The sequence below is a fragment of the Glycomyces halotolerans genome, assembly GCF_054779575.1.
Window position 1 is genome coordinate 26,718 of record NZ_BAAGXZ010000012.1, and the last position, 12,998, is coordinate 39,715.

Sequence of the window (12,998 nt, forward strand, 5' to 3'; positions counted from 1 at the left end):
GCTGACGACCCGAGGAGTCCACGCGGGGCGGGCTTCCGGGCGGGTTCCCCGAGAACTCGGCCCGCCGCACCCCGTATACAGGGCACACGTCGGGTTCACGCAGGTACCGTGGTCGAATGACCGATGAGGTGGAACCGAACTTCGACCGCGAATGGGTCGAATTCTTCGATCCCGACGACCCCGAGACCATGGTCCGGGCCGATCTGACCTGGTTGCTCTCGCGCTGGGGGTGCATCTTCGGTCGCGCCCCCGAAGCGGGGGGCTGTCCGGGCATCGACCACAACCGGCCCGCCGACGGCTGCTGTCTGCACGGGGCGTTCTACACCGACGGCGACGACATCAAGCGCGTGCGCGAGGCCGCCAAGAAGCTGACGCCCGAGACTTGGCAGCTGCATCGGCGCTGGAAGGACACCATCGTCGACGACATCCTGGAGAACGACGACGGTGAGGAGGAGCCGGCGAAGAAGACCGCGGTGGTCGACGGCGCCTGCGTGTTCCACAACCGCGACGGATTCCCGACCGGAAGCGGGTGCGCCCTGCACCAGCAGGCGATGCGCGACGGCGTGCATCCGATGGAGTACAAGCCGGAGGTGTGCTGGCAGCTCCCGGTCAAACGGGACTTCAAGTCGGAGCAGCGCGCCGACGGCACCAGCGTCGAGGTCACACTCATCACGGAGTTCGACCGGGCCTCGTGGGGTCCGGGCGGTCACGACTTCGACTGGTGGTGCACCGGCTCGCCGCTGGCGCACACCGCCGCCGAGCCGGTGTACCGCTCCTACGCGACCGAGCTGACCGAACTGCTGGGCAAGGCGGCCTACGACCGGCTCGCCGAACTGTGCGCCGACCGCGAAGAGCGCGGCCAGACCGCTCCCCATCCGGCCAGCGCCCCGGCCTTCGAGCGGCTCCCGTCCCCGAAGCGCCGCTGACGGCCAGCCGTTCTGAGAGGGAGGCCTGCCGCGTCTGGAACCGGGTCCTCAGATCACCGCTGACAGCCTTCTGATGCGACGGCCGGCGGGCCGCCCCTGAGCCCGGTCCCGCGTGCGAAGACTCCGCCGTCGGCGCCTTCCGACAGCCCGGTGACGCTTCACCTCTCAGCAACCTTTCATTCAGGTACGATTCGCCTTGACCCGAATCGCTCGCCCCCTAGGAACCCGCCCCCACATGCCTCTGAAGCTCACACGTTCCCCGCTGGCCCCTGCGACGACCGGCGGTCTGGCCGCACTGGCTGTGACGGCGACACTGTTCACGGGGCTCACGTGGGCCGGGTTCGGTCTGGCCGTGCTGACGCTGCTTCTGGCTTGGCGGCTGAATCCGCTCAATGAGCTGGCGGTCGATCAGGCCGCCAGGGCCCTCGGCGTCGCGGCGCTCGTCATCGCCGCCGCGAACTCCTCGTCCTCCGGCACGCCGCTCGTGCTGGCCCTCGCCGGAAGCGCAATATTGGCGCTGATCGCGGCCGAAGGGGTGGTCGCCGGCGTCATCGGCGCCGTGCGCCTCGACTCGGCTCATCTCGTCGTGCATCGCGACCGGCTGCTCAAGTGGTTCGACTCCACCACCGTCTGCCGATTGATCACCGCACTCGGGTTCGCCGCCGCGCTGGCGTCGGCCGTCGAGATGGGACTGAGCGCGGCATGGGCCTCATGGCTGCTCGGCGCGGCGGTGACCGGTGTCATCGCGGCGCTCGCGGTCGGCACGGCCGCAGCGTGGCGGCAGCGCAGAGCGAGCGCCCACTCCGGCGACGCGGCGGTACGCGATGCGGTGAGCGCCCTAGAGCCGCGGTTCCTCGTCCATCTGGCGGGACCTCCGGAGTCGGATTTCCATCTGCTCATGTGGCTCGAGTACTTCGACCGTATCGGCGATCCGTACCTGATCGTGCTGCGAAGCCCGCGCCTGCTGCCCAGGCTGCTGACCGCGACCCAGACCCCCATAGTCGTGGCCCCTCGCATCACTGATGTGGAAGGACTGCTCACCGACTCGGCACGCGCGGTGTTCTACGTGAACAACAGCATGGAGAACGCGCAACTGGTGAGGACCGGTCGACTCACTCACGTCCAGTTGATGCACGGCGACAGCGACAAGGTCGCCAGCCGCAACCCGGTCTCGGCGATGTACGACCTGATCTTCGTGGCCGGGCAGGCCGGCATCGACCGGTACCGCGCCCACGGTGTGGACATCCCGGACGAGAAGTTCCGCATCGTCGGACGCCCTCAGCTGGAGTCGGTCGCCGTCGGACCTCGGAACGGTGACGACGGCCAAGTGGTGTTGTACGCGCCCACCTGGTCCGGAACCTCCGATGGAGTGAACTACTCGTCGCTGCACATCGGCAAGGCGATCATCACGGCGCTGCTCGATCACGGAGCCACGGTCGTGCTGCGGGCGCACCCGTTCACGCGCCACAACTCCGCCGCGGCCGCTCGGCTGACCGAACTGGAGCGGCTGCTCGCCGCCGATGGCGAGCGGACCGGTAGGCGGCACCTGTGGGGCACCGCCGCTTCGGAGCGGATGTCGCTGGCCGACTGCGTCAACGCCGCCGACGCCGCCGTCACCGATGTCAGCGGCGCGGCATCCGACTGGCTCTACTCTGGAAAGCCCTTCGCCATTACGGACGTTCACGGAAAATACGACAAATTCGTCGAACAATTCCCTCTCGCTCGCGGGGCCTACCGAATCGACGCCGACGCCGCGAATATCGGCGCCGTCGTCACCGACCTCCTCGGAGGAGATCCGCTCGCCGGAGCGAGAGAGGCGACGCGGACCTACTACCTGGGCGACATCCCCCCGGAACACTGCGTCGAAACGTTCTTGGAGGCGGCGCGGGCCTGTTATCGGCCGGTTCACGAAACCGCCTGACGAAGAGATACTGCATTTCCACACGAGTGGGCGAGAGGTTAACATCAATCAACCACTAGGAAGACTCAACGTTGCGCGTGGACGCCGACGCGTGAAGTGTCCGCCCAGTTCACCTCGGGGCTGTCGTTACGTCGGTGAACGCGCAACGAACGGTACCCCCGGTATGCCCAAACGCCCCCGGGACAATTGAACTGCGAGGAGCACCCTTGGCACCCAGACCGACCGTCTACGTGGGGATGAGCGCTGACCTCATTCACCCCGGACACATCAACATCTTGAACCGCGCCGCCGAACTCGGGGACATCACCATCGGTCTGCTCACCGATGCCGCGATCGCCAGCTACAAGCGCCTGCCCCACATGACGTACGAGCAGCGTAAGGCCGTCATCCAAAGCCTTAAGGGCGTGGTCTCGGTGATACCGCAGGAGACCTTGGACTATGTGCCGAACCTCAGGGCCGTGAAACCGGACTTCGTCGTGCACGGCGACGACTGGCAGTCGGGGATCCAGAAGGACACCCGGCAGCGGGTCATCGACGCCCTCGGCGAATGGGGCGGCGAGCTGGTGGAGGTGCCTTACACCGAGGGCATCTCCTCCACGCAGCTGAACGAGTCGATCAAGCAGGTCGGAACCACACCCAACGTGCGTCTGTCGCGCCTTCGTCGCCTGATCGACGCCAAGCCGATCGTTCGGGTGCTGGAGGCCCACTCCGGCATCTCAGGGCTCATCATCGAGACCGCCGCGGCCGAACGCGACGGCGTCAAAGTCGAATTCGACGCCATGTGGTCCTCGTCACTGACTGACTCCACCGCTCGCGGCAAGCCCGACATCGAGGCCGTCGACATCTCGTCGCGACTCGGCACCATCAACGAGCTCTTCGAGGTCACGACCAAACCGCTGATCTTCGACGGAGACACCGGCGGCAAGCCCGAGCACTTCTCGTTCACCGTCCGTTCGCTTGAGCGGACCGGCGTCAGCGCGGTCATCATCGAGGACAAGGAAGGGCTCAAGCGCAACTCCCTGTTCGGCAACGACGTCGCGCAGACTCAGTCGTCGATCGAGGACTTCTCGCACCGGATCAAGGTCGGCAAGAACGCGCAGGTCACCGACGACTTCATGATCATCGCCCGCATCGAGAGCCTGATCCTGGATCAGGGCATGGACGACGCCCTCATGCGCGCTCAGGCCTACATCGAGGCAGGCGCCGACGGCATCATGATCCACTCGCGCCAGAAGGAGTCCAACGAAGTCTTCACCTTCTGCGACGAGTACGCGAAGTTCTCGAACCGCAAACCGCTCGTGGTGGTGCCGACCAGCTACCGACACGTCACCGAAGACGAACTGATCGACCACGGCGTCAACGTCGTCATCTACGCCAACCACATGATGCGGGCCGCCTACCCGGCGATGTCGACCGTCGCCCACACCATCCTGGAATCGGGACGGGCGCTCGAAGTCGACCCGATGATCGCCCCCATCAAGGACGCGCTCGCGATCATCCCGGAGAACGCTTCATGATCGATCCGGCACGTTTCATCGATCAGCTCTCCGGGCTCGGAGTCAAGCTCTACACCGGCGTTCCCGACAGCCTGCTCAAGCAGCTGGGCAGCCACATCATGGCGACGCTCCCGCGCGAGCAGCACGTCATCACCGCCAACGAGGGCGCCGCGGTCGGACTGGCGATCGGCCACTATATGCGCACCGAGTCCCCGGCCGTGGTGTACCTGCAGAACTCCGGCTTCGGCAACCTCGTCAACCCGGTGCTGTCGCTGGCCGATCCCGACGTCTACGGGGTCCCGATGCTCGTCGTCGTCGGCTGGCGCGGCCAACCCGGCGTCAAGGACGAGCCGCAGCACGTCAAGCAGGGCCGGGTCCAAGAGGCGCTGCTCGACGCCGCCGACCTGCCGTGGGCGGTACTGCCGAGTGATCCCGAAGCGGCCGAGAAGACCGTCGCCGACGCCTTCGCCGTCGCCGTGGAACGCTCGACGCCCTACTTCCTGCTGGTCGAGAAGGGCACCTTCACCGACGGCGAGAAAGTGCAGGCTCCCAAGCCGGACCTGGCCAGCCGCGAAGACGCCCTCATCGCCGCCGCGAAAGCCGTCGGCGACGACGCCGCCATCGTGTCGACCACCGGCATGCTCAGCCGCGAGCTGTTCGAGTACCGCCAGCGCGAGGAGCTCGACGGCGACCGGGACTTCCTGACCGTCGGCGGCATGGGGCACGCCTCCTCGATCGCACTCGGTGTGTCCATGGCCGAGCCCGACCGCGAGGTGTGGTGCTTCGACGGGGACGGGGCCCTGCTCATGCATATGGGGACCCTGGCGGTCATCGCCGACCATGCCCCGGCGACGTTCTTCCACGTCGTGTTCAACAACGGCGTCCACGATTCGGTCGGCGGCCAACCGACGTCGATCGGACAGGTCGACGTGACAGAGGCCGCGAAGTCGATGGGCTATCGCTACGCGGCCTCCACCGCTGATCTGGAGAGCCTCGACGAGCAGGTAGCGAAGCTGCGCGAGGCCGGCGGCCCGGCGCTGCTGGAGCTCAAGGTCAAGCCCGGCAACCGCAAGGACATCGGCCGGCCCACCCGCTCTCCGGCAGAGGCGAAGGCGGCGTTCATGTCCGCTCTTCGGAAGCAGGGCTGACGGTGATGGCGACCTCGGCATTCGCCGACCGCGACGTCCGATTCGGCCGCGGTGCAGTCGAGTTCGCCGGCGCCGTCGCCGGCGAACTGGAGTGCCGCCGCGTCATGCTGGTCCGAGGCAAGCGGTCGTTCACCGAATCGGGCGCCGACCGGCTCCTGCCTGCCCTAGAACAGACCGCGAAGGTCGAACAGTGGAGCGACTTCGCGCCCAATACCGACGCCGCCGACCTCGAGGTCGGGCTGAGGCTGGTCGAACGGTTCGACCCGGACCTCATCCTCGCCGTCGGCGGAGGCTCGGCGATGGACATGGCGAAACTGCTGTGCATCTTCCGCGGAAGCCCCGACGGCGAAGACCTTCGCAGGCGCATCAGCGACGGCGAAGTACCCGCCGAGCGCTCCACGCGGCTCGTACTCGCGCCGACCACCAGCGGCTCAGGGGCCGAGGCGACCCACTTCGCGGTGGTCTACATCGGTGAGAAGAAATTCTCGGTCGCCTCGCCTGCGCTGCTGCCGGACGCCGTCATCCTCGATCCGACTCTGACCCTCTCGGGATCGCCTTACCAGCGGGCGACCTCCGGGATCGACGCGATCTGTCAAGCCGTCGAGAGCCTCTGGTCGCGCGACGCCACCGAACTGAGCCGAGGCTTCGCCCGGGAGGCACTCGGGCTGCTGATGCCCGCCATAGAGGAATTCGTGCGGCGGCCGGGCGCCGAATCGTCAAGGGCCATGGCCCTCGGAGCTCATTTGGCCGGTCGAGCGATAGACGTCTCCAAGACCACCGCAGCCCACGCCTTGTCCTACGGCATCACCAAGCGCCACGGACTCAGCCACGGCCACGCCGTGGGGGTGACGCTCGGCTCGTTCATCGAGACACACGCCGATGCCGGCGCCGACCGCCTCCAGGCGAGCATCGATCCGGCGGGCCACAGCGCCGTCATGAGCGAGGTCCTCGCCGCATTCGGTGCCGCCGACGGCGCCGGAGCGCGGTCGAGTTTCACCGAATTGATGCGGCGACTGGGTCTCGAGACCAGTCTCGACAAGGCGGGGGCCGACACGCGGGCGGCACGCCAGGCGTTGGCCGAGTCCGTCAATGTTCAGCGGCTGGGGAACAATCCGGTCCTCTTCACCACCGACGAACTCACCGAGCTGCTCACCGCAATCGACTGAGCGGACGCGCGGGCGGGATCCGCCCGCGCGTCCGCGATCGCTCATTGGTCCACCCAGCCGTAGAAGCGCCCGGCATTGGGCGAGGCCTTCCGGGCCTGCTCGGCAAGCTCTCGAATGGCCCTCACCTCGCTGAGCACTAGTTGGGTGCGCCTGATCGTGTTTACCGTCCGCTTCGACCGGTAGTACTTGAAGCGCGAGTTGGGCGTGCGCCAGTCGGGGCCGTAGTTCTCCTCCAGGAACGCCTCGGTGTCGGCCGGGACGTAGACCTCGCGGCCCTCCAGCGTGCCGAGCACGGGAGGTTCGAAGTGCTCGGGCGCCAGCTTGTGCGAATTGAACGCCCAGGCCTTGCCCCGGTAGAACCACACGGGGTTCACGTCGATGCTGTAGCCGTCCACGCGGATGTTGAACGGCCTCCCCTCGAAGCCGAGCCCTACGTCGAAGCCGGCTTCGAGACACACCCGCATGATCTCCATGCTGTCCCGCTTCGCCTCTTCGGGCGTGTCGCCTCGGGCGACGTAGGCGGCGTCGAAGTCGTCGTCTCCGGGGATAAGGGTGCCGTCGCGGTGGCATCCCAGGAGCGTCCCGTACAGGACGAAGAGCTTGCGGTCGAACCGACGCTCGAAGAAATCCCTGAGACGGACGTATGCGTCCACCGCCGCACCGGGCTTCCAGTCGGCGGCGTCGGGACGAGGCGACCAGTGGCCCTTCTTGTTGACGGTATGCCCCGCCGAACGCAGCGCCAGGAAGGATCCGTCGCCGCGAGGGTTCTCCAATCGGACGTGGTCGGACATCTCCGATGTCACCAGCGGACGCCCGTCCGCCGAGAACGTGAGCGTCGTCGACCGACCGAGGCGTTTCAGGACATCGAATTTGATCGCGAGCTTGTACTCGGGCCGCCAATGGGCGGTGTCGACCTTGACCGTGCTGACCGGCTCGCCGTCGAAGGACACGGTGACCGATTTCGCAGCGCCGGGCAGCACGAAGCCCGTCACGACGAGGCCGAAATTGGAGAGTGCGACGCTGCAGTAGCCCACTGCTTTCGCCGGGTCCGCGAGCGGCTCTCCTTCGTGGAGCTCGAACGCCAGCCGGTCATCGGCCGCGTCGGCGTCACCGCCGTGCAATGTCCGGTCGCGGCGGAAACTCCAGATGGCCATCTGGAGTTCGGACCAGGACTTGTCGGCCGCCTCGGCCCGGTTGATCGCGTCCTGGTACGCCTGTGCGGCGGCTTCAGGATTCCCGGCGTGCTCATGGAGCAGACCCATCCGGTACGGTGCCCAAACCCGGTCCGGGTCGGTCGCGGCACCTTCGAAGAGGTCCACGCCCTCTGCAAGTGCCGCCCGCCGCTCCGAGCTCCCGGCGGGAGTGATGCCGCCGTCGGTGAGCCGGAACGGGACGCGGTAGAGGCGTTCGGCGATCGATCCTGCGTCGAACTTGAGCTTCGAGTCGTCAGGATGCCGCGCGATCAGTGCTCGATACAGTTGAAGCGAGCCCGCCCAGTCACCGAGGTCGGCCTTGAGCTTCGCACGGTGGAGGGTCTCCGCATCGGCCTCTTCCCCGGTTTCGGAGGCGCGGTCGAGTGCACGCACGATATCCGGGAGGTGCTCCAGGCGGCTTAGGCGTTCGAGGCTGCTTGCGAACCCCTTCCACGACTGCTGGTCTCCAGGGTCCAGTTCGATGAGGAGCTCGTAGTCGGCCCGTGCCGCCTCGAAGTCCTTCAGACGACGGTTGACCTTCGCGCGCCGACGAAGGCAGGAGACTCGGTCGCCGATGCCCGCTTCGAGAGCGGCGGTATACGCGTCGCGAGCGGCCGTGAGACTGCCGGTTGATTGGCGTACGACCGCGAGACGGTAGGACGGCTGCGGATTCGCCGGGCACAGAGCCGCGGAAGCGGCGTAGACCAACGCGGCTGTGCGCAGTCTTCTGAAGCGGTGCAGGAGACCTCCGAGCCTCAACAGCATCGCTGCAAGGAGTTTCTTCATATGTTGAGGCCTATCTTTTTGTCGGATCCCTCGTCGGCGGATCAGTCACCGATGCGGTCGAGCCAGCCTTGTTCTCCCAGGTCGCGGAGCAGAGCCCGATAGCGATCCCGCTTGTGCACGGCACGCTTGTTCACGGCGTCAAGGAGGCTGAAGTAGAGCAAGGTGTCCAGGAACCTCTGATCGGTGACCTCGGCGTTCGGGGCGTCCAATCGGGCGTCGAAATCCGGGTCCGGAGTGCGCCAGTCCCCGTAGTTCTCGTCGAGGTACTGCTCCGGTGGATCGGGCACGAACACGCTCCGGCCGAGGAATTCGGCGCGACGCAGCTCGAATGGTGCGTTGGCCCACCGCGTCGCGGTGCCGTCGTGCCAGATGCGGCCGTCCGCGTCCTCATAGTGCGGGAAGATGTCGACCATCATGCCGTTGACGTGGTTGACCCGGAGCCGGTCGGTGTTGAAGTCGAGCCTGCGGACATGGAACCACTCGGAGCGCTCGAAGGCGCTCTGCAGGTCATCGGTATCGATTTCGGAGGTGAAGAACCCCAGGTCGATATCCTTGTCCCAGCCGATGAACTTGGATTCCCGGACGAGCCCGAGCAGGGTGCCGGAGATCAGGAAGGTGCGCACCCCTATGCGCGCGAATTCCTCGTCCAGCGCGGCCAGCGCGACTTGGGCACGGTGTTCGAACGCCTCCGGATTCGGCCGGGACAAGAGCCCCCCCACCTTTCCGAGCGCCTTGCGGCGGATCCGGTTGAGTCGGCTCCGGAGCCGCCGGGTTCGGGCGGCCTGGATTACGATCGCCTTCCGCAGGAGTGCGCGCGCCTCGTCGTGTTCGCCGGCGACGCTTGCCGCCCGGGCCACGGTCCGAAGCAGCGGGATGCGCTTGTGGCAGCGCCGAGGGCTCGCCAGCCAGAGTTCGCGGATCACGCCGTAGTCCTCTGGGCGCTCCATGAGAGCCCAGAGCTCGGACCACAGCCGCTGGTAGCCCCAGAGACCAGCGCGCAAGGAATCCGCTAGCACGGCTTCAGCGGCGGTGCGGTCACCGGCGCTTCGAAGTGACCGCGACAGCGCCAACCGCTCCTCGACGAGTTGTTCGCGGTGCTCTCGGTCCTCGGGCAGCGGTTCCGGGAGCGATTCGATCATCGGCTTGGCTTCCGTCTCCATGATTCAGCGTCCCCCGTTGAGTGTGTCGGCAAGTTCGTCCTGCTCGGCGCGAACGAGTTCCGCTGCCGCCGCCTCCGAGTCACCGGCGCACATGAACTTGTACGCCCGCCGGACGTAGTGCAATCTGAGGTACTCCGGCCAGGTCGGCTCCATGTTCGGTGCCTCGTCGGTGAATGCGTCGAAAGCCGAGTTGGGCGTGCGCCAGTCCCCGTAGTTCTCCGTGAGATAGCGGTCCGCTTGGGCGGGCACCGGCAGCGACCGACCTCGCAGTTCGAGCCGGTCGAGTTCGAAGGGGAGATTCCCCCAGCGCACGAAGACCGCATCATGCCACATGCGATCGCCGTCGCGATAGAAGCGGAAGAGGTCGACAGGCGCGCCTCCGCGGTGTCGCAGGCCGACCTTCTTGGTCTTTGGGTGGACCTCGTCGAAGTCGAACTTCGGGTGCGCCGCGAACAACCGCTCGAGCTCTTCCTGATCGTAGTCCTCTTCGAAGATGCCCACGTCGATGTCGCCGTCTGCGCTGAGCGGCCTGCCCTCACGCACCAGCCCCAGGGTGGTGCCGGCTGCGAAGAAGTAGCGGATGCCGGTCTGCTCGAGCACCGAGTGCAGGTCTTCGATGGCGCTCCAAGGTCCGAGCCCGGCCAGTTTGGTCTCGTTCGCGGGTTCCTGTGGTACCACGTTGTCGCGCATGAGAGCGATGACCCGTAGGTAGAGTTCGATCGCGTCGTCGATCTCGCCGGCACGGGCTGCGGCCGTGGACAGCTGCCGTACCGCGTAGCCGAGGTCCGCGGGCTCGTCCACCGCTGACTCCCAGGCGTCACGGAGCCTGCCGTACTGTTCCGGAGAATCGCACAACTTGGCGATGGCCCAGAGCACCGTCGAGGTGCGAGGCATGCGGCGGATCGCCGCCACGGCCGCTGCGTCCGCCTCAGCGTGCGGCAGCACACGGTACCCGTATTTGACCGAGCGGTAGACCGCCGGGGCCGACGAGGGCTGGAGCAGGCGAGCGTGTTGAGCGGCGAGGTAGGCCTGCTCGTCACGGCCGTGGAAGGCGTGTACATCGGCGTGCAGGTTGTGGAGTTCCGGTTTTTCGGGGAACCGCTGGTCCAGATCCACCATCGCCCGTTCCATGTGCTCGTCCGCACCGGCCCTGAATGCGGCGCGTGCGGCGACGATGGCGATCGAGAAGTACCGGGTCGAGATGCCGCCCATGGACTCGATCAGCTCGACCGTCTCCTGGACGGATCGGTTCTCACCGTAGTACCGCAGGCATGCGAACGCTCGCATCGCTCCCGGCGGGAACAAATGGTAGAGCGGCAGCCGCGTAACGGCGGCCACCGCGGTCTTCTTCGGGCTCAGGGGCATGTACTGACCTCTTCTGTTGGAGCGACGACGGTGTTCACGCCGTGTACACGATCGTCGGCGGTGATTCGGGGTGGCGCTCCCGCCGAACCGGAGCCTTCGGCGGCCGAGCAACCGCAACCGGGTGGCACGGTGGTGTGCGCATCGGTCACTGAGAAGTCTTATCCGAACCGCTGGTTGGCGCTCTGCAAGTCCTCCGCGAAGTCGATCTCGATGACATTGTGAGCCGAGATGTCGATCGCCTCGAAACGCAGACCGTCCTTCTCGATCGCCGTCTCGATACCGGCCTCGAAATAATCCTGCTCACCGACCTCCTCCAGCCGCCTGGCCAAGGTGGCACGATCCTCGGAGGACACGTAATTGATACCGACCGCCTCCCCCAACGCCCCCTCGGCCACCTGCTTCGAAAGCCGACTGATGTAACCATCGGCACCGAGGGTGTACTTGACCTCTTCCTCGGCGACCGACGCGGTGTTCACCGAGATGAACGACCGGTCCATCGCGATATGCGGCAGCAGCGCGTCCAACACCTGCGGATCGAACACCACATCGCCGTTGAGCCACAGCACACCGCCCGGACCCAGAATGTTCAACGCCTTCAACAGGCTCTTGGAGGTGTTCGTGTCCCCGTACGCCTGGTTGTAAATGAAACCGACGTCGGGCACCTCCTCCATGATCATCTCCTTCTTGAAACCGACCACCAGATGCAGCGAATGACGACTGAAACGCGAAGTGAGCAGCCGCAACGACCGCCCCAAAATCGTCTCGCCCGTACTCAGCGGCGTCAACGGCTTCGGATGCGGCCTACCCAGCCGGGAACCCACACCAGCCGCCAGGATGACAATATTCGTGGACACGCGAATTTCCTCAAATGATCGTGAGCAGGTCCGCTGAAGTTTACCTGTCGTTCGTTCGGTCCCCACACTGCCCAATGGTTGGTACCGGCGAGTGAACTCGCACCTCGTGCCGGGTGGCGTGATGGCCGGCCCGGTATCCTTTCGCGGCAGCCCCGACCCGTGTCCGGACCGATGGGAGCCGATGTGCCAGATCCGACGAGAGGACCGTCCCGATCGACGACCGTGGCCGCAGTGCTCGCCGGCGGCACCGGCACCCGCATGCGATCAGAGTTGCCCAAGCAGTTCCTCGAGGTCGGCGGCAAACCAGTGCTCCTGCACACCCTGGAGGCGTTCGAGGCCGCTGCGGCGGTCGATGCGGTGCTCGTGGTGATCGCCGCGGGGCACGCCGAACGGGTCCGCGCGATGGCCGCCGAGGCGCACTTGCGCAAGCTGGTCGACGTCGTCCCGGGGGGTGCCACCCGCTCGGCCTCTTCAATGATCGCCGTCGACTGGGCCGAACAGCACTGCGACACGGGGACCGAATGCCGGCTCCTCGTCCACGACGCCGCGCGGATGCTGGTCTCCGAAGAGGTGATCGCGGCTGTTGCAGCGGCGCTCGACACCGATGCGGCGGTCACGGCGGCCGTACCGTCGTCGGACACCGTTGTGGAGGTCCGGACGGATGGCGGCGAGGCGTACATGGCCCGTTCGCTGGCGCGCGAGAGGCTGCGGCGAGTGCAGACCCCGCAGGGTTTCCGGCTGCCCGTGATCCGTCGGGCCTACGCCGCGGCCTCGGCCGATCCGTCCTTCAGCGCCACCGACGACTGCTCGGTGGTCCTGCGGTACCTGCCCGGGGTGCCGGTTCGGGTCGTCTCCGGCGAAGAGCGGAACTTGAAGGTGACCGAACCGGCCGACCTGGCGGTCGCAGAAGCGCTCTTGAGCAGATCCCGTCGGCCGTGAGCGCGTTGCCCGTGGTACCGCTTCTCGAGCAGCGCCACCGCCGA

At 66.7% G+C, this 12,998-nt stretch carries 10 protein-coding genes; 6 read left to right on the forward strand and 4 right to left on the reverse strand.

Going from position 1 to position 12,998, the window contains the following annotated elements; translation table 11 throughout:
* Positions 1 to 116: 116 nt before the first annotated feature.
* The 5 genes from ACYVL2_RS11770 to ACYVL2_RS11790 all read left to right on the forward strand — a co-directional run bounded on the left by ACYVL2_RS11770 (position 117) and on the right by ACYVL2_RS11790 (position 6,657).
* Complete coding sequence (locus ACYVL2_RS11770; RefSeq protein ID WP_460543450.1) at positions 117 to 926, forward strand: hypothetical protein; 810 nt, start codon at positions 117 to 119, stop codon at positions 924 to 926.
* Positions 927 to 1,161: 235 nt separating this feature from the next.
* Complete coding sequence (locus ACYVL2_RS11775; RefSeq protein WP_460543452.1) at positions 1,162 to 2,847, forward strand: CDP-glycerol glycerophosphotransferase family protein; 1,686 nt, start codon at positions 1,162 to 1,164, stop codon at positions 2,845 to 2,847.
* Positions 2,848 to 3,083: 236 nt separating this feature from the next.
* Positions 3,084 to 4,364 (forward strand): phosphoenolpyruvate mutase, encoded by a 1,281-nt coding sequence (gene aepX / locus ACYVL2_RS11780; protein WP_460543601.1) that lies wholly within the window; start codon positions 3,084 to 3,086, stop codon positions 4,362 to 4,364.
* A complete protein-coding gene (aepY, locus tag ACYVL2_RS11785; RefSeq protein WP_460543454.1) occupies positions 4,361 to 5,491 on the forward strand; it encodes a thiamine pyrophosphate enzyme family protein in 1,131 nt (376 codons plus the stop codon). The genes aepX and aepY overlap by 4 nt, the downstream gene beginning before the upstream one ends.
* 5 nt (positions 5,492 to 5,496) lie before the next feature.
* Entirely contained in the window at positions 5,497 to 6,657 is a 1,161-nt protein-coding gene (locus ACYVL2_RS11790; protein ID WP_460543456.1) for a phosphonoacetaldehyde reductase, read from the forward strand.
* A 41-nt stretch (positions 6,658 to 6,698) separates the two neighbouring features.
* Here the strand turns inward: ACYVL2_RS11790 and ACYVL2_RS11795 are convergent, their stop codons facing one another.
* The 4 genes from ACYVL2_RS11795 to ACYVL2_RS11810 form a co-directional block, all read right to left on the reverse strand.
* Positions 6,699 to 8,636, reverse strand: a complete 1,938-nt coding sequence (locus ACYVL2_RS11795; protein WP_460543458.1) for a tetratricopeptide repeat protein — start codon at positions 8,634 to 8,636, stop codon at positions 6,699 to 6,701.
* Between the two features lie 41 nt (positions 8,637 to 8,677).
* Positions 8,678 to 9,706 (reverse strand): LicD family protein, encoded by a 1,029-nt coding sequence (locus ACYVL2_RS11800; RefSeq protein ID WP_460543460.1) that lies wholly within the window; start codon positions 9,704 to 9,706, stop codon positions 8,678 to 8,680.
* A 93-nt stretch (positions 9,707 to 9,799) separates the two neighbouring features.
* Positions 9,800 to 11,161, reverse strand: a complete 1,362-nt coding sequence (locus ACYVL2_RS11805; protein ID WP_460543462.1) for a LicD family protein — start codon at positions 11,159 to 11,161, stop codon at positions 9,800 to 9,802.
* A 158-nt stretch (positions 11,162 to 11,319) separates the two neighbouring features.
* Entirely contained in the window at positions 11,320 to 12,015 is a 696-nt protein-coding gene (locus ACYVL2_RS11810) for a phosphocholine cytidylyltransferase family protein (protein ID WP_460543464.1), read from the reverse strand.
* A 183-nt stretch (positions 12,016 to 12,198) separates the two neighbouring features.
* Here ACYVL2_RS11810 and ispD point away from each other — a divergent pair, with 183 nt between their 5' ends.
* The gene (gene ispD / locus ACYVL2_RS11815; RefSeq protein WP_460543466.1) at positions 12,199 to 12,954 is read left to right on the forward strand and encodes a 2-C-methyl-D-erythritol 4-phosphate cytidylyltransferase; all 756 of its coding nucleotides are present in this window, start codon (positions 12,199 to 12,201) and stop codon (positions 12,952 to 12,954) included.
* The last annotated feature ends 44 nt before the right edge of the window (positions 12,955 to 12,998 follow it).